Here is a 15,922-nt window from a genome sequence, read left to right as displayed (position 1 = left end):
TGCACGCCGGGTCGGCCGCTCCGTCCGGCCTCCGTCCCGGGGGCTGCGGAGCCGTGACGCCTCCTCCCTTCCCGGGCGCCGGGAAGGGAGCCCGGTCCGCCTCCGCGGGCTCAGTCGGGCACGTTGGCCGGACTGTCCGCCGGGTCGTGCGTGCGGCCTCCCGCGGGGGCCAGCAGCGGACCCGGCGCGCCCTCGCCGCGGCCGAGCGCGGCGACGAACTGGGCGAGCACCTCGTCGCCGCGGTGCGCGGGCTCCCAGCCGAGCAGCGTGCGGGCGCGGGTGCTGTCGAGGGCGGGCGAGTCGATGCCCAGGTCCAGCCAGCCGGGCTCGGTGGGCACGAGGTGGGCGTGGAACGCCGCCGACAGCCCCGTCCGGACCAGCCGCCGCGGCACCGGGACCCGCCGGCTGCGGAGCGCGCGGGCCAGGCCGGCGGCGTCCAGGAGCGGCTCGGCGGCCAGGTTGAACGGCCCGGGCACCCGCCGGTCGAGCATGCGGGTCAGCGCGTCGGCGACGTCGTCGGCGTGCACCAGGGCGAGCTCGATGCCGGGGGCCGGCAGGGGCAGCAGCCGCGCCAGCGCGGCGGGGACCGCCCGCGCGGCGCCGAACAGCAGCGGGCCCAGGAAGTAGCGGGCGATCTCGCTGCTCGCCTCCGGCTGGAGCACCAGCGTGGGCCGGGCGATCGTCAGCGTCGTGCCGGGGTGCCGGGCGAGCACCTCGCGCACGATCCGCTCGGCGGCCGCCTTCTGCCGGCTGTACTGCGAGGACGGGACGCCGGTGGCGGGCCAGTCCTCGGTCACCTTCCGGCCGGGAGCGCCGGGGGCGTACGTGCCCAGCGACGACATGTGGACGACGTGCTGCACGCCCGCGTCGGTCGCGGCGTGCACCACCCGCCGCGTGCCCTCGACGTTCACCCGCTCCAGCCGCTCCGGGTCGCGCCCGGGCTGCAGCGCCCAGGCGAGGTGGACGACGGCGTCGACGCCCTCGACGAACGAGCTCAGCAACGTCTCGCTGGTGCTCTGCCCGAGGTCGGCCAGGTGCCACTGCACCGAGTCGTAGGGCGCGACGGACGGCGGCCGGCGGCGGGCCAGCCCGCGCACCTCGGCCACCCCGTGCTCGGGCGCGGTCAGCCGGCGCAGCAGCGCGGTGCCCACGTTGCCGCTCGCGCCGGTGACGGCGACCTTCAGCCCGCGCAGGTGGGAGGGAGGTGTCTCGGCCATGGGCTGCCGCTACCCGTCCCGGGACCGGCCAACCCGCGCGTACGTTGCACCGCGTGATCACCGGGGCGCACGTCATCCTCTACAGCTGCGACGCCGACGCCGACCGCGCCTTCCTCCGGGACCTGCTCGGGCTCCGGCACGCCGACGCCGGAGGCGGCTGACCGCGATCGGGCTGCCCGGCGGTGGCCGGGTGGGGCTGTACGAAGCGCGTCACCCGATGGCGTTCGGCACCTGAACGGCCGGGGCCTGGTCCAGCGACTCACCCCGGCGTTCGGGCAGCCCCCAGGTGGCCAGCGCGCCGACCACGAAGACGGCCGCGAAGGTGCCGAAGACCAGCCCGGTGCCGGCCAGGTCGAGCAGCGGCGGGACCGACAGCGGCGCCAGGATCGACGCGATCCGGCCGAAGCCCGCGGCGGCGCCCGCCCCGGTGGCCCGCAGCGCGGTCGGGTAGACCTCCGGCGTCACCGCGTACAGCGCGCCCCAGGCGCCGAGGTTGAAGAACGACAGCACCATCCCGGTGACCAGCACGGCGGTCTCCCCGCCGGCCGCGGCGAACAGCCCGGCGCCGAGCGCGGAGCCGACGAGGAAGGTGGCCAGCGTGGGCCGGCGCCCCCACCTCTCGATGAGGAACGCCGCGGCCGCATAACCCGGCAGCTGGGCCAGCGTGATGAGCAGGGTGAACCCGAACGAGCGGACGAGCGAGAAGCCCTCCGCCACCAGCAGGGTCGGCAGCCAGATGAATGCGCCGTAGTACGAGAAGTTGATGCAGAACCACACCGTCCACAGCGCGGCGGTGCGCCGCCGGATGCCCGCCGCCCAGAGCGCCAGCGGGCTCGGCGCCGTCGTCCGGACCGGCGGGGGAGAGGGCACCGGGTCGACCCCGGCCGCCCGCTCGAAGCGGCGGACGGCGACCTCGGCCTCCTCGGAGCGCCCGCGCAGCTCGAGGAAGCGCACCGACTCGGGCAGGCCCCGCCGGATGACGACCGCGTACAGCGCGGGCGCCGCGCCGAGGGCGAGCGCCCAGCGCCAGCCCGCGTCGCCGCGCGGGACGACCAGGTAGCCGATCAGCGCCGCCAGCGTCCAGCCGACCGCCCAGAAGGCCTCCAGCGCGACCACGACCCGGCCGCGCACCCGCGCCGGCGCGAACTCGCTGACCAGCGTCGAGGCGACCGGCAGCTCGGCGCCGAGCCCGATGCCGATGAGGAAGCGGAAGACGATGAGCGCCCCGACCGACCAGGACAGCGCCGCGGCGCCGGTTGCGAGACCGAACACGAGCAGGGTCAGGGCGAAGACCTGGCGCCGTCCGAAGCGGTCGGCGAGCAGGCCGCCCAGCGTGGCGCCCAGGGCCATGCCGACGAACCCGATCGAGCCGATCCACGACAGCTCGGTGCGGGTGAGCTCCCACTGCACGGCCAGCGCGGCCATGACGAAGGAGATGAGGCCGACGTCCATGGCGTCCAGCGCCCAGCCCAGGCCGGAGCCGACCACGAGCCGGCCGTGCTCGCGGGTGAAGGGCAGCCGGTCGAGCCGCTCGGCGCGGCGCAGCAGCGGCCGGGCCTCTGTCCGGCCGTCGTCGCTCATGCGCTCAGGCATACCTCGGCGACCCCGGCTGTAGTCACGTGGACCGCCACCGCGGGAAGGTCAGCACGTCCCGACACACCGCGGAACGGGAGGAGGAGCCGTGACCGGACGGGTGGGGGCCGCGGACCCGGAGGCCGCGCGGCGGAACGCGTCGCTCTACCGGAGATGGTTCGAGGAGGTGGTCAACGGTCGCGACGCAGCCGGGGCGGACGAGCTGCTGGCCCCGGACTATGTCGCGCACTTCCCGGGCGTTGCCGGCGGGCTGGACCGGACAGGGCACCTCGCCTTGCTGCAGGCGTTCTGGGCCGGCTTCCCGGACTGGACCGAGACCGTCGAGGACGTCCTCGTCGAGGGCGACCGCGTGGTGATCCGCGTGACCGGCCGCGGTCGGCACGCGGGCAGCTTCCAGGGCATCCCGCCAACGGGCACCGCGGTGACGGCGACGGGGATCGGCATCGCGCGGATCCTGGACGGCCGGATCGTCGAGACCTGGGCCGAGTACGACGCGCTCGGGCTGCTGCGCCAGCTGGGAGCGGTCCCGTCCCGACCGGCGTGAGCGGTCGCGTCCTGACCGGCGGTGGTGCCGTGCCGCCCGGTCGTGCCGACGCCGGGCCGAGACCGCTCCCCGCGGCGCTAAGGTAACCCGCGAGTTACCGATGGCCGAGGAGGTCCGGAGTGGAGCACTACGAGGCGGCGACGACGATCGCGGCGGCGCCGGACGACGTGTGGCGCGTGCTCGTCGACGGCGACGGGTGGTCGCGCTGGGACTCCGGCGTCGACGCGGTCGAGGGCCGCATCGCGCCGGGTGAGAAGGTCCGGATCCGGTCGAGGCTGGCGCCGGGGCGGGCCTTCCCGGTGCGGGTGAGCGACTTCGAGCCGCCGCACCGCTTCGCGTTCACCGGGGGTATGCCGCTGGGCCTGTTCCGCGGCGTGCGCACCTACACGCTCACGCCGGCCGACGGCGGGACGACGTTCCGGATGCGCGAGGAGTTCACCGGCCCGCTGCTGCCGCTGGTCTGGCGCTCGATGCCCGACATGCAGGGCTCGTTCGACCAGTTCGCCGCCGGGCTCAAGCGGCGCGTCGAGTCGGGTGCCTGAGCCGGCGCGCGGGGACGCGGTCTTCGAGGCGCTCGGCGACCCGACCCGCCGGCGAATCCTGAGCCTGCTCGGCTCCGGTGACCGCTCGGTCCGGGAGATCGCCGACGCCCTGCCGGTCAGCCGGCCGGCGGTGTCCCGGCACCTGCGGCTGCTCAGGTCGGCGGGGCTGGTCACCGAGGAGCCGCGGGGCACCCGGCGCATCTACCGGCTGCAGGAGGAGGGGCTCGTCGCCGTCCGGGACTACCTGGAGCGCGTCTGGGGCGGCACCGCGGCCCGGTTCCGGCTGGCGGCCGGGAACCTCCCGGAGCGCCCGCCCGGGGAGCGGCGGTGACCGAGCCGCTGCGGCTGTCGTTCGAGGTCGCCTGCCCGGTCGAGCACGCGTTCACGGTCTGGACGGAGGGCATCGCCACCTGGTGGCCGGCCGACCACACCGCCTCCGGCGACCCCGGTAGCCGGGTCGTGCTCGAGGGCCGGCCCGGCGGGCGGATCTACGAGCGGACCCCGTCGGGTGAGGAGCACGAGTGGGGCGAGGTCGTGCTCTGGCAGCCGCCGTCCGCGCTCGGCTACCTCTGGTTCCTGCGCACCGACCGGTCCGACGCCACCGACGTGACCGTCCGGTTCACCGCGACCGGGGCGCGCGCCACCCGGGTCGACATCGAGCACGCGGGCTGGGAGCGGCTCGGCGGCCGCGGCGCGGCCTGGCGCGAGCGCAACCTCGGCGGGTGGACGACCCTGCTGCCCCACTTCCGGCGTGCGGTGGCGCAGTAGGACGGAAACCCGGCGTGCGGTGGCGCAGTAGGGCGGAAGCCCCTCGCTTCGCCGCGCCCCCGGTCAGGTGGTGCGGACGTGCGCGGACACGAGCTCGGCGACGCGGTCGGGCGCCACCTCCGGGATCCAGTGCGGCAGGGCCTCGAGCACCTCCAGGCGGTACGGCCCCTCGACGAAGCGGGCGGTGTCCTCGACGGCGGCTCTCCCGAGGAACGCGTCGCCGGTGCTCCAGACCATCAGCGTCGGCACCCGGACCCGCCCGACCGGCTCCCCGGCGCTCCACGGCATGCCGCGGTACCAGTTCAGCGCCGCGGTCAGCGCGCCGGGCTCGCGCACCCGGGCCACGTACCGGTCGGCGTCCGCCGCCGGCAGCCCGCTGCGCACCAGTCCCCGGCGCAGGCCCGCGCCCCCGCCGCCCAGCAGCAGCCGCTCGGGCAGCGCCGGCAGCTGGTACAGCCCCATGTACCACGACCGCAGGGCCTGCGTGCTGCGCACCATCGCCCGCGCCATCGCGGCCGGGTGCGGCACCGAGATGGCGGTCAGCGACCGGGTGCGGTCCGGTCGCCCGGCGGCGAGCGCCCAGCCCACCGCGGCGCCCCAGTCGTGCCCGACGACGTGCGCCCGCTCGAGGCCGGCGGTGTCGAGCATGGCGACGACGTCGTCCACGAGCTCGCGCATCCGGTAGGCGGCGCGGCCGCGCGGGCGGGCACCCGGCGAGTAACCGCGCTGGTCGGGAGCGAGGGTGCGCAGCCCGCGCGCGTGGAGCGCCGGGGCGACGCCGTCCCAGGAGGTCGAGTCCTGCGGGAAGCCGTGCAGCAGGACGACGGTGTCGCCGTCCGGCGGTCCGCCGTCGCGGACGTCGAAGGTCAACCCGTCACGGCGATATGTGTCCACCGCCCCATTGGAGTGGATCCGTGGCGGTCACGCGCATGTCACCCGCACGGATCCACTCCGGTCAGGCGCGCGAGGGCGTCGGTGCTCAGCACCACCTGTTCGGTGGAGCCCTCGCCGAGCAGCCGGCCGTCGCCGTCGGTCGCGGTGCAGGCGCACCGCACCCGGTTGCCGCGCACCGCGGCGCACCGGGCGACCACCCGGACGGCGGTCCCGACGCGCGCGGGTGCCCGGTGCTCGACCGCGACCGCGCTGCCGACGGCCGCCTCCCCGTGGTCGAGGTGGGCCAGCAGCAGCTTGCGGCCGGCCTCCTCGAAGTGGCGGGCCATCTCGTAGGTCGCGTACACCGGGTGCACCGGGCCGAGCTCGGCGAAGCGCACCGTCATCGCCGCGGTGACGACGACGTCGAGCCGGGCCTCGGCGCCGACCGGCAGGGGGCGCACGCGCTCAGCCGGCCGCCGCGTCCGCGGCCGGCACGGCGGGGGACGTCGTGCGCAGGCCGCCGAACGCGGTGGCGACGACGGCGTCGGCGAGCGCGTCGGGGGAGAGGTCGCCGTCCGGGCGGTACCACTCGGTGAGCGAGTTCACCGTGCCGAACAGCAGCCGGCTGGTCAGCGCGGGGTCGACGTCGGGGCGCACGTCGCCCTCCTCCTCGGCCGCGCGGACCAGGTCGGTGACGATGCGGTCGAACCGGCGGCGCCGCTCCAGCGCCGACCGCTCCACGTCGCTGTTGCCGCGCAGCCGCAGCAGCAGCGTGACGAAGGGCAGCTCGGCGGCCAGCACCCGCACCGAACCGCGGACGACGTGCTCGAGCCGGTCGATCGCCCGGCCGGAGGTGGCACCCGGCTCCGCGGTGACGGCGAACAGCGCGTCCAGGGCGCGGTCGAGGGCCATCCGCAGCAGCTCCACCTTGCTCGGTACGTGGTGGTAGATCGCCGACTTGGTGATGCCGAGCCGGCCGGCCAGCTCCTCCATGGACGTCGCCTCGTAGCCGCGCTCGTTGAACACGGCCACGGCCCCGTCGAGCAGCGTCTCCAGCGAGTGGCCGGGGCGGCCGCGGCGTCCGGTCGCGGTCGTCATGCGCGCCGCCGCCGGTCGTCGAGCCGCTTGAGCTTGCCGACCGAGCGCGGCAGCGTGTCCGGGTCGACGACGACGACGTCGACGGTCGTGCCGATGCCGTCCTTCACCGCCCGGCCGACCTCCTCGGCGGCGGCCGCCCGCCGGGCGGGCGGGCAGTCGGGCCGCGCCTCGACCTCCACGGTCATCGCGTCCAGCCGGCCCTCGGTGGTCAGCACCAGCCGGAAGTGCGGGGACAGCCCCGGGGTGCGGAGCACGATCTCCTCGATCTGCGTGGGGAAGAGGTTGACCCCGCGCAGGATGATCATGTCGTCGGTGCGGCCGGTGATCCGCTGCATCCGGCGCATGCCCGGCCGGGCGGTGCCGGGCAGCAGCCGGGTGAGGTCGCGGGTGCGGTACCGGATGACCGGCATCGCCTGCTTGGTCAGCGAGGTGACGACCAGCTCGCCCTCCTCGCCGTCCGGGAGCACGTCGCCGGTGACCGGGTCGACCACCTCGGGGTAGAAGTGGTCCTCCCAGACGTGCAGGCCGTCCTTGGTCTCCACGCACTCCTGCGCCACCCCCGGGCCGATGACCTCCGACAGGCCGTAGATGTCGACGGCGTGGATGCCGGTGCGCTCCTCCATCTCGCGGCGCATCTGCTCGGTCCACGGCTCGGCGCCGAAGATGCCGATCTCCAGGCTGCTGCTCCGCGGGTCGAGCCCCTGCTTCTCGAACTCGTCGATGACGGTGAGCATGTAGGTCGGCGTGACCATGATGATCCGCGGCCCGAAGTCCGTGATCAGCTGCACCTGGCGCGGCGTCATGCCGCCGCTCACCGGCACGACCGTGCAGCCCAGCTTCTCCGCGCCGTAGTGCGCCCCCAGGCCGCCGGTGAACAGGCCGTAGCCGTAGGCGTTGTGCAGCACGTCGCCGGCGCGGCCGCCGGCCGCGCGGATCGACCGGGCCACCACGGTGGCCCAGATGTCGAGGTCGGCCTCGGTGTAGCCGACGACGGTCGGACGCCCGGTGGTGCCGGACGACGCGTGCACCCGGCGCACCTGCTCGCGGGGGACGGCGAACATGCCGAACGGGTAGTTGTCGCGCAGTTCCGCCTTGCCGGTGAACGGGAACCGCGCGAGGTCGGCCGGCTCCCGGCAGTCGTCGGGGTGCACCCCCGCCGCGTCGAACGCCCGCCGGTAGTGCGGCACGTTCGCGTGCACGTGCCGCAGCGTCTGCCGGAGGCGGTCGAGCTGGAGCGCGCGCAGCTCGTCGACGCCCATCCGCTCCTCGGGGTCGAGGAGGCCGGGCTCGGGTGCATCGCCGAGCCGCGCGCTGCTGGCCGTGGTGGTCATGGATCCCTCCGGTCCGCTCGACCGCGCCGTCGTGCCCCGCCGGTTCCGCCGGGGAGCCGACGGTCCCGCCGGTGTGCCGCCCGTTCCGCCGGTGTACCGCCCGTTCCGCCGTCCGTGGTGCCGTGGCCCGTCGCATCCGCCGGGCGGAATACCGACCGTGCGGTCAGTAATGAACTCGCGCCGTCGGTGGCTGTCAAGTGCCGACCCTCCGTCGTGATCGCCGGCCGCGATCGAGGCGCCGCCGCGGACGTGGGGCCGGACGCTTGTGCCCGCGTGGGGTGTGGGGCACACTCGGCATTACCGACCGAGTGGTCAGTAATTGATCGCCGTCCGAGGGAGCCGCCATGCCCGCGCCGACGCCGGACCGCCCGCCCGCGCCCGACGAGACCGCGCTGCAGGAGCACTTCGAGGCGACCATCGCCGCCGAGCACCGCATCGAGCCGCGCGACTGGATGCCCGAGGGGTACCGCAGGACGCTGGTGCGCCAGATCGCGCAGCACGCGCACTCGGAGATCATCGGCATGCAGCCCGAGGGCGACTGGCTGCTGGCGGCGCCGAGCCTGCGGCGCAAGGCGATCCTCCTGGCCAAGGTGCAGGACGAGGCCGGCCACGGGCTGTACCTCTACTCGGCGACCGAGACCCTGGGGGCCGATCGGGCCGACCTCACCGACAAGCTGATCGAAGGCCGGCAGAAATACAGCTCGATCTTCAACTACCCGACGCTGAGCTACGCCGACGTCGGCGTCATCGGCTGGCTCGTCGACGGGGCGGCGATCTGCAACCAGGTGCCGCTGTGCCGGTCGTCGTACGGGCCCTACGCCCGGGCGATGATCCGCATCTGCAAGGAGGAGTCGTTCCACCAGCGGCAGGGCTACGAGCTGCTGATGACGATGATGCGGGGCACCGAGGAGCAGCGGGCGATGGTGCAGGACGCCGTCGACCGCTGGTGGTGGCCGTCGCTGATGATGTTCGGCCCGCCGGACGCCGACAGCCCGAACACCGCGCAGTCGATGGCGTGGGGCATCAAGCGGCACACCAACGACGAGCTGCGCCAGCGCTTCGTCGACATGACCGTGCCGCAGGCGCAGTTCCTCGGCGTGGCGTTGCCCGACCCGGAGCTCGCCTGGGACGCCGACGCCGGGCACTGGCGGTTCGGCGCGGTCGACTGGGACGAGTTCAAGCGCGTCATCTCCGGCCAGGGCCCGATGAACGACGTCCGCATCGCCCGCCGTCGGGCCGCCCGCGACGACAACGCGTGGGTGACCGAGGCGGCCAGCGCGTACGCCCGGAAGCACGCCGTGCGGGAGGCGGCGGCGTGACCGGTGGCGACGACGTCCGGACGACGGCGACGTCGGAGGTCACCGCCGAGGGCGGGCACGGCGCGATCCCGACGGGGCCGGACGTGCCGGTGGAGCCGGAGCCGGGCGCCGCCCGGCGCGACTGGCCGCTGTACGAGGTGTTCGTCCGCGGCAAGCGCGGGCTCAACCACGTGCACGTCGGCTCGCTGCACGCCCCCGACGACGAGATGGCGGTGCACGCCGCCCGCGACCTCTACACGCGGCGCAACGAGGGCGTGAGCATCTGGGTGGTGCGGGCCGCCGACATCACCGCGTCGAGCCCCGACGAGAAGGACCCGCTGTTCCGCCCGAGCGGCGACAAGGTCTACCGCCACCCGACGTTCTACGAGATCCCCGAGGACGTCCCCCACATGTGAGACACCCCCTCTCCCCCCACCGCCGCTCGGAAAGGACCCTCGTGCTCCCCACCGCTCGTCCCTCGCGGCGGGCCCCTGCACGGCGGCCTTCCAGCCATCCGTCCCGAGTCCGAGGAGCGTTCCGTCGTGGTGCATGAGGAGACGGCTTACGAGTCGCTGGTCCACGCCCACGGCGACGAGGGGCACTGGGTCTTCGGCACCGGCTTCGACGATCCGCTGGCCGGGGTCGACACCAGCGTGCCGCCGGGGGTCGACCGCGCCGACCTCGGCGCCTACTGCCTGATGCTCGGCGACGACGCGCTCGTGCTCTCGCAGCGGCTCACCGAGTGGATCACCCGCGCGCCCGAGCTCGAGGAGGAGGTGGCGATCGGCAACATCGCCCTCGACCTGCTCGGCCAGGCCCGGCTGCTGCTGGCCCGCGCCGGGTCGGTGGGGGAGCTCGGCCGGTCCCGCTCGCTTGCCACGGGATCCGTCCCGGACGAGGACGCGCTGGCCTACTTCCGCGACGCCGACGAGTTCCGCTGCACGCCGCTGGTCGAGGAGCCCGACGGCGACTTCGCGCACGCCATGGTCCGGCTGCTGGTCGCGTCGTCGTTCCGGCTCGCGGTGCTCGCCCGCCTGCGCGGCTCGCGCGACCCCGTGGTGGCCGCCATCGCGGCCAAGGGCGTCAACGAGCTCACCTACCACCGCGACCACGCCGCCCGCTGGGTGCTGCGCCTCGGTGACGGCACCGACGAGTCGCACCGCCGCGCGCAGCGGGCGGTCGACGCGATCTGGCCGCTCACGGCGCAGCTCTTCACCGCGACCGGCGTCGAGCGCCGGCTGGTCGCGGCCGGGGTGGCCGTCGACCCGTCGTCCGTGCGGGACGAGGTGCGCCGGGTCCTGGCCGAGGTGCTCGCCCGGGGCACCCTGACCGCGCCGCCGGAGCCGCCGGACGCCGAGCCCGCCGGCCGGTCGGGTGAGCACGGTCCGGCGCTGACCGAACTGCTGTCCACCCTGCAGGGGCTGGCGCGCCGGCACCCCGCCTCGACATGGTGAATGTGATGACGACCACACTGGATCCCCGCAGCGTCGCGGTGACCGTGACCGATCCCGAACTCCCGATGCTCACCCTGGACGACCTCGGCGTGCTGCGCGACGTCCGCACCGCGGACGACGGCACCGTCGTCGTCGAGATCACCCCGACCTACTCCGGGTGCCCCGCGATGGGCACGATGCGCGCCGACCTCGTGCACGCGCTGCACGCCGCGGGCTTCGGCGACGTCGACGTCCGCACCGTGCTGTCGCCGCCGTGGAGCACCGACTGGATCACCGCCGAGGGCCGGCGCAAGCTGCGCGAGGCGGGCATCGCCCCGCCCGGCCCCGCGCCGGTGCGCGACGCCGGCCCGCTGCCGCTGTCGCTGGGGCCGACCCGGCGGACGGCGAGCTGCCCGCTGTGCGGCTCGCCCGACACCGAGGAGATCAGCGAGTTCAGCGCGACAGCGTGCAAGGCGCTGCGGCGGTGCCGGGCGTGCCGGGAGCCCTTCGAGCACGTGAAGGAGATCTGAGCGTGGTCGCACCCGCTCGCCGGCGTCCGCGGTTCCACCCGCTCACGGTGGCCCGCGTCGAGAAGCTCACCGACGACGCCGTGGCCGTCACCTTCGACGTCCCCGACGACCTGGTCGACGACTACGCGTTCCGTCCCGGCCAGGCGCTGACGCTGCGCCGGGTCGAGGGCGAGCGCGACGAACGGCGGTCGTACTCGATCTGCGCGCCGGTGGGCGGCCCGCCCCGTGTCGGCGTGCGCGAGGTGCCCGGTGGCTTCTTCTCGTCGTGGCTCGTGCACCAGGTGCGCCCGGGCGACGCGATCGAGGTGCTGCCGCCGTCCGGCACCTTCACCGCCGACCTGTCCGTGCCCGGCGACCACGTGTTCGTCGTCGCCGGCTCGGGCATCACGCCGGCGCTGTCGCTGGCCTCGACCGTGCTGCGCGACGGCGAGTCGACGGTGACCGTCTTCTACGGCAACCGGCGCACCGACACGGTGATGTTCGCCGACGAGCTGGCCGACCTGAAGGACGCCCACGGGCCCCGGCTGCAGCTGGTGCACGTGCTCTCCCGCGAGCCGCGCGACGCCGAGCTGCTCAGCGGCCGGCTCGACCGCGAGCGGCTGAGCACGCTGATCTCCGCCTTCGTCGACGTCGTGCACGTCGACCACTGGTGGCTGTGCGGCCCGCACGGGCTCGTGGTCGACGCGAAGGCGCTGCTCGCCGAGCTCGGCGTCCCGGGCGAGAAGGTGCACCAGGAGCTCTTCTACGTCGACGAGGTACCGCCGGAACCGGTGCGCGGGGACGAGGAGACCGTGCCCGGGGACGCCGCCCAGGTCACCGTCGTCCTCGACGGCCGGGCCACCCCGCTCGCCCTGCCGCGGGACGTGCCGGTGCTCGACTCCGCGCAGAAGGTGCGCGGCGACCTGCCGTTCGCCTGCAAGGGCGGCGTGTGCGGCACCTGCCGGGCCAAGGTGACCGCCGGCGAGGTGCGGATGCAGCGCAACTACGCGCTGGACGAGAAGGAGGTCGCGGCCGGCTACGTGCTCACCTGCCAGTCGCTGCCGGTGACCGACGAGGTGACGGTCGACTTCGACCAGTGACATGGCGGTCCTCCGGACCGCACCGCGGCCAGGTGCCGTGCCCCGGTCGTGCTGAGCGTGTCCTCGCCGTCCCGTCGGGAGCCTCCGGCCCCGCGACAGGACGACGACATCGCACGCGGCTCGCGCGCCGTACCGCGGCCGGGTGCCGTGCCCCGGTCGTGCTGAGCGTGTCCTCGCCGTCCCGTCGGGAGCCTCCGGCCCCGCGACGGGACGACGACATCGCACGCGGCGCACGTGAGTGCCGGGGCGTGGTCGGCAGGGCACCATGGGGGGATGGCGGAGGAGCTGATCGTCCTGGTCGACGACGACGGGACGGCGATCGGCACGATGCCCAAGCCGCTGGTGCACCACGGCGAGACCCCGCTGCACCGCGCCTTCTCCGCCTACCTGTTCGACGACGGCGGGCGGCTGCTGGTCACCCGGCGGGCGGAGGGCAAGCAGACGTTTCCCGGCGTGTGGACCAACACCGTCTGCGGCCACCCCGGGCCCGGCGAGGACGACGCCGCCGCCATCGCCCGGCGCGCCGCCTTCGAACTGGGGCTCGGCGTCTCCGACCTGCGGCCGGCGCTGCCCGGCTACCGCTACCGCGCCGAGTTCCGCGGGGTGGTGGAGAACGAGGTCTGCCCGGTCTACCTCGGCCGCTTCGCCGGCACGCCCGCGCCCGAGCCGACCGAGGTGGGGGAGTGGCAGCTGCTCGACTGGAGCCGGTTCCGCCACCGCCAGGAGACCGAGGGCGAGGCGTGGTCACCGTGGTGCCGGGAGCAGGCGCGGCTGATCGAGGAGGCCGGCCTGCTCGACGGCGACCGGGGGAACTGACGCGGACGCCGCGCCCGGGAACCGCGGTCAGACCACGCGCAGCAGCGGCGACGGCGGCTCGTCCCGCACGACCGGCGCCGGAGGAGCGGCCGGCTCGGCGGTGAGCACGCGCATCGCGTCCTCGGCGCCCACCGGCTTGGAGAACAGGTACCCCTGGCCGAGGTCGCAGCCCAGCGCGGTGACGATGGTGTGCTGGTCGTGGGTCTCGATGCCCTCGGCAACGGTGAGCAACCCCAGCGTGCCGGCGAGCTCGACGATGGCGCGGGTGATGACGTCGTCGTGCTCGTCCCGGCCCAGGCCGTCGACGAACTCGCGCGCGATCTTCAGCATGTCGATCGGGAAGCGGCGCAGGTAGGCCAGCGACGAGTACCCGGTGCCGAAGTCGTCGATCGCGATCCGGACGCCCAGCGCCTTGAGCTGCCACAGCGTCGCCGCCGCCGCGTCGCGGTCCTGCATGAGGACGGTCTCGGTGATCTCCAGCACCAGCCGGCGCGGGTCGAGGCCGGCGTCGGCCAGGGCCGCGGTGACCACGTCGACGATGCCCGGGTCGGCCAGCTGGCGGGCGGAGAGGTTGACGGTCACCGTCAGCGGCCGGTCCGGCTCCGCCTCCGCCCAGCGGGCCGCCTGGCGGCACGCCTCGCGCAGGACGAGCGTGCCGATCTCCACGATCAGCCCGGTCTCCTCGGCCAACGCGATGAACCGGTCGGGGCCGCGCATGCCGTCCGGGTGCGCCCACCGCACCAGCGCCTCCGCGCCGCTGGGGCGGCCCGTGCGCAGGTTGACCAGCGGCTGGAACACGGTCAGCAGCTGCCCCTCGGCGATGGCGGCGGTCAGCTCGGCGACCGCGTCCTCGCGGGCCGAGGTCGGGTCGCCCATGCCGGGCTGGTACCACACCGCGCCGCCGCCGCCGCGCTTGGCGGCGTACATCGCGATGTCGGCCTGCCGGATCAGCTCGTCGGCCGTGCCGACGTCCGGGTCGCCGAGCGCGATGCCGATGCTGGCCCCGATCGCCGCGATCCGCCCGTCGCCCAGGTCGACCGGGACGTCGAACTGCGCCTGGAGGCGGTCGACGACCCGCAGCACGCCTTCCCGGTCGAGCGGGCCGCCGAGCAGGACGGCGAACTCGTCACCGCCCAGGCGGGCGGCCGTGTCCGCCGGGCGCAGGCAGCCGCGCAGCCGGCCGGCGACGGTCCGCAGGACGGCGTCGCCGACGTCGTGGCCGTACTGGTCGTTCACCGGCTTGAAGCCGTCGAGGTCGATGTACAGGACGGCGGGCCAGGCATGCGTGCGGGCGGCCACCTCGACGGCCTGGCGGGCGCGGTCGAGGAACAGCACCCGGTTCGGCAGCCCGGTGAGGGCGTCGTGCAGCGTCTGGTGGCGGAGCTGTTCCTTGAGGTCGGTGACCTGGCGCAGCGTCTCCTCGAGGCGACCGCGTTCGAGCGAGGTGGCCACGTGCCGGCCGAAGGTCTCCAGGAGGGCGACGTCGCTGCGGTTGAAGGTGCTGACGTCACCCAGCCGGCCCGCCACCAGGAGCAGGCCGTGCACCCGGTCCTCGGTGCGCAGGGGCGCCATCATGGCGTCCTTGTAGCCGTGGTCGGCCGCGTAGAGGTCGAGCGGCCCGCTGCCGCCGCCGCCCTTGCGGGCGGCCAGCGCGCCGGTGGAGCGGGCCAGCCGCAGCAGCCGCTGCTGGCCGACGTGGTCGTCCAGGGGCGCCATGACCGTCGGCTCCCCGCTCTCCGCGGCGCGGCTGACGGTCGGTCCGCTGCTGCTCCCGCCGACCAGCACGAGCTCGGCCATGCCGGCGCGGAAGGCGGTGCGCACGGCCGCGAGGAAGTCGCCGAGCGCGGCGTCCACGTCGCCGCCGTGCAGCAGCGTGGTCGCCTCGTGCAGCACCTTGAGGTTCTCCTGCTGCTCGCGGGCATGGGTGTAGGCGCGGTAGGCCCCGATGATCAGCAGCGTCGGCAGCATGAGCAGCGCGAGCGCGGCCGGATCGTTGACCGAGGTGCGGGCGACCACGACGCCGACGGCGGCGGCGCCGATGGTGAAGGGCAGGGAGAAGCCCAGCATGCCGAGCAGCGGGCGGATGTCGGCCCGGCCCTCGGCGATCGTCATGACCGCGAAGATCGTGACCGACGCGGTCAGCGTGGAGACCGAGACGGCGAGCAGCTGGGCCACCCACGCCCACTCCGCGCCCAGCGGGCCGCCCAGGAGGTGGAAGACGATCGTCGCCATGCAGCCCGCCAGGGCGAACTGCGCGGAGTTGAAGGCGAGCTTGAGGCCGCGCTGGCGGCGGTGCAGCACCAGCGCGACGGCGGCGCCGGCCACCTGGGCGAGCACCAGCTGCGCGGGGGCGGCCAGCACCAGGCCGGCGGCGAGCACGAGGTCGCTCAGCGAGAAGGTGTGCGACTCGCGCTTCCACTGGACGTGCACCACCAGCACCTCGCTGGCGGCGAACACCCCCGCCCACAGCACCCACGGCAGGGTCATGGCCGTGGGTGCTGCGGGCAGTGGCTCGACGACGACGACGAACAGCGTCATCGCAGCCGCGGCAACAGCCACGGTGAGCAGCGCGATCCGCTGGGACACGCCCAGCTGGAGGCGCCGGGGGCCTGCGAGGCCGCCGTCCGTCGTCGTCGTCGTCATGGCGGCGTCAGGCCCAGGTCGCCCCGGACCAGGACAGCCCGGACCAGCTGAGACCGGACCACGAGAGCCCGCTCCAGCTCAGGCCGGACCAGGACAGCCCGCTCCAGGACAGCCCGGACCAGGACAGCCCGGACCAGCTGAGACCGGACCACGAGAG

General features: G+C 75.0%; 17 protein-coding genes. 10 read left to right on the top strand and 7 right to left on the bottom strand.

The genetic code is table 11. The features are described from left to right. Positions 1–110: 110 nt before the first annotated feature. Positions 111–1,217, bottom strand: a complete 1,107-nt coding sequence (locus tag OF117_RS19555; RefSeq protein ID WP_263554523.1) for an NAD-dependent epimerase/dehydratase family protein — start codon at positions 1,215–1,217, stop codon at positions 111–113. A 210-nt stretch (positions 1,218–1,427) separates the two neighbouring features. Continuing rightward, positions 1,428–2,798 carry an MFS transporter gene (locus OF117_RS19550; RefSeq protein ID WP_263554522.1) on the bottom strand — a complete coding sequence of 457 codons (1,371 nt, stop codon included), beginning with the start codon at positions 2,796–2,798 and terminating at the stop codon, positions 1,428–1,430. A 100-nt stretch (positions 2,799–2,898) separates the two neighbouring features. On the opposite strand from OF117_RS19550, the gene OF117_RS19545 reads away from it, so the two are divergent. From OF117_RS19545 to OF117_RS19530, 4 genes are all read left to right on the top strand, one after another. Continuing rightward, a complete protein-coding gene (locus OF117_RS19545) occupies positions 2,899–3,354 on the top strand; it encodes an ester cyclase (RefSeq protein ID WP_263554521.1) in 456 nt (151 codons plus the stop codon). Positions 3,355–3,473: 119 nt separating this feature from the next. Beyond that, entirely contained in the window at positions 3,474–3,896 is a 423-nt protein-coding gene (locus OF117_RS19540) for an SRPBCC domain-containing protein (protein WP_263554520.1), read from the top strand. After that, complete coding sequence (locus OF117_RS19535; protein ID WP_263554519.1) at positions 3,889–4,227, top strand: ArsR/SmtB family transcription factor; 339 nt, start codon at positions 3,889–3,891, stop codon at positions 4,225–4,227. The genes OF117_RS19540 and OF117_RS19535 overlap by 8 nt, the downstream gene beginning before the upstream one ends. Continuing rightward, positions 4,224–4,664 (top strand): SRPBCC domain-containing protein, encoded by a 441-nt coding sequence (locus tag OF117_RS19530; protein ID WP_263554518.1) that lies wholly within the window; start codon positions 4,224–4,226, stop codon positions 4,662–4,664. Before OF117_RS19535 ends, OF117_RS19530 begins: the two co-directional genes overlap by 4 nt. 63 nt (positions 4,665–4,727) lie before the next feature. Here the strand turns inward: OF117_RS19530 and OF117_RS19525 are convergent, their stop codons facing one another. Genes OF117_RS19525 through paaK form a run of 4 tightly spaced genes read right to left on the bottom strand, consistent with a single transcriptional unit; the run spans position 4,728 to position 7,966 of the window. Beyond that, positions 4,728–5,558, bottom strand: coding sequence for an alpha/beta fold hydrolase (locus tag OF117_RS19525; protein WP_263554517.1), 831 nt, complete (start codon positions 5,556–5,558; stop codon positions 4,728–4,730). Positions 5,559–5,596: 38 nt separating this feature from the next. Beyond that, positions 5,597–5,998 carry a thioesterase family protein gene (locus OF117_RS19520; protein ID WP_263554516.1) on the bottom strand — a complete coding sequence of 134 codons (402 nt, stop codon included), beginning with the start codon at positions 5,996–5,998 and terminating at the stop codon, positions 5,597–5,599. Positions 5,999–6,002: 4 nt separating this feature from the next. After that, a complete protein-coding gene (locus OF117_RS19515; RefSeq protein WP_263554515.1) occupies positions 6,003–6,635 on the bottom strand; it encodes a TetR/AcrR family transcriptional regulator in 633 nt (210 codons plus the stop codon). Next, positions 6,632–7,966, bottom strand: coding sequence for a phenylacetate--CoA ligase PaaK (gene paaK / locus OF117_RS19510; protein ID WP_263554514.1), 1,335 nt, complete (start codon positions 7,964–7,966; stop codon positions 6,632–6,634). The genes OF117_RS19515 and paaK overlap by 4 nt, the downstream gene beginning before the upstream one ends. Before the next feature lie 344 nt (positions 7,967–8,310). Here paaK and paaA point away from each other — a divergent pair, with 344 nt between their 5' ends. From paaA to idi, 6 genes are all read left to right on the top strand, one after another. Then, positions 8,311–9,285 carry a 1,2-phenylacetyl-CoA epoxidase subunit PaaA gene (paaA, locus tag OF117_RS19505; protein ID WP_263554513.1) on the top strand — a complete coding sequence of 325 codons (975 nt, stop codon included), beginning with the start codon at positions 8,311–8,313 and terminating at the stop codon, positions 9,283–9,285. Positions 9,286–9,374: 89 nt separating this feature from the next. After that, positions 9,375–9,680: a 1,2-phenylacetyl-CoA epoxidase subunit PaaB gene (paaB, locus tag OF117_RS19500; RefSeq protein ID WP_263554594.1), complete on the top strand. Its 306-nt coding sequence runs from the start codon at positions 9,375–9,377 to the stop codon at positions 9,678–9,680. A 126-nt stretch (positions 9,681–9,806) separates the two neighbouring features. Next, positions 9,807–10,718 carry a 1,2-phenylacetyl-CoA epoxidase subunit PaaC gene (gene paaC, locus OF117_RS19495; protein ID WP_263554512.1) on the top strand — a complete coding sequence of 304 codons (912 nt, stop codon included), beginning with the start codon at positions 9,807–9,809 and terminating at the stop codon, positions 10,716–10,718. 5 nt (positions 10,719–10,723) lie between these two features. Further along, positions 10,724–11,227, top strand: a complete 504-nt coding sequence (gene paaD / locus OF117_RS19490) for a 1,2-phenylacetyl-CoA epoxidase subunit PaaD (RefSeq protein WP_263554511.1) — start codon at positions 10,724–10,726, stop codon at positions 11,225–11,227. A 2-nt stretch (positions 11,228–11,229) separates the two neighbouring features. Beyond that, entirely contained in the window at positions 11,230–12,306 is a 1,077-nt protein-coding gene (gene paaE / locus OF117_RS19485; RefSeq protein ID WP_263554510.1) for a 1,2-phenylacetyl-CoA epoxidase subunit PaaE, read from the top strand. Positions 12,307–12,579: 273 nt separating this feature from the next. Next, positions 12,580–13,122, top strand: a complete 543-nt coding sequence (idi, locus tag OF117_RS19480; RefSeq protein WP_263554509.1) for an isopentenyl-diphosphate Delta-isomerase — start codon at positions 12,580–12,582, stop codon at positions 13,120–13,122. A 27-nt stretch (positions 13,123–13,149) separates the two neighbouring features. On the opposite strand, the gene OF117_RS19475 is transcribed toward idi, so the two are convergent. Continuing rightward, a complete protein-coding gene (locus tag OF117_RS19475; RefSeq protein ID WP_263554508.1) occupies positions 13,150–15,765 on the bottom strand; it encodes a putative bifunctional diguanylate cyclase/phosphodiesterase in 2,616 nt (871 codons plus the stop codon). Between the last annotated feature and the right edge of the window lie 157 nt (positions 15,766–15,922).

Origin of the sequence: Geodermatophilus sp. YIM 151500 (assembly GCF_025716945.1) — a bacterium.
Taxonomy (GTDB): domain Bacteria; phylum Actinomycetota; class Actinomycetes; order Mycobacteriales; family Geodermatophilaceae; genus YIM-151500.
This window is presented reverse-complemented; position numbering and strand designations above follow the sequence as displayed.

What these genes read in the sequence shown, in the direction of transcription:
- OF117_RS19555 (WP_263554523.1), bottom strand. Translation starts at nt 1,217, where the DNA reads ATGGCCGAGACACCTCCCTCCCACCTGCGCGGGCTGAAGGTCGCCGTC.
- OF117_RS19550 (WP_263554522.1), bottom strand. Translation starts at nt 2,798, where the DNA reads ATGAGCGACGACGGCCGGACAGAGGCCCGGCCGCTGCTGCGCCGCGCC.
- OF117_RS19515 (WP_263554515.1), bottom strand. Translation starts at nt 6,635, where the DNA reads ATGACGACCGCGACCGGACGCCGCGGCCGCCCCGGCCACTCGCTGGAG.
- paaK (WP_263554514.1), bottom strand. Translation starts at nt 7,966, where the DNA reads ATGACCACCACGGCCAGCAGCGCGCGGCTCGGCGATGCACCCGAGCCC.
- paaA (WP_263554513.1), top strand. Translation starts at nt 8,311, where the DNA reads ATGCCCGCGCCGACGCCGGACCGCCCGCCCGCGCCCGACGAGACCGCG.
- paaD (WP_263554511.1), top strand. Translation starts at nt 10,724, where the DNA reads ATGACGACCACACTGGATCCCCGCAGCGTCGCGGTGACCGTGACCGAT.
- idi (WP_263554509.1), top strand. Translation starts at nt 12,580, where the DNA reads ATGGCGGAGGAGCTGATCGTCCTGGTCGACGACGACGGGACGGCGATC.
- OF117_RS19475 (WP_263554508.1), bottom strand. Translation starts at nt 15,765, where the DNA reads ATGACGACGACGACGACGGACGGCGGCCTCGCAGGCCCCCGGCGCCTC.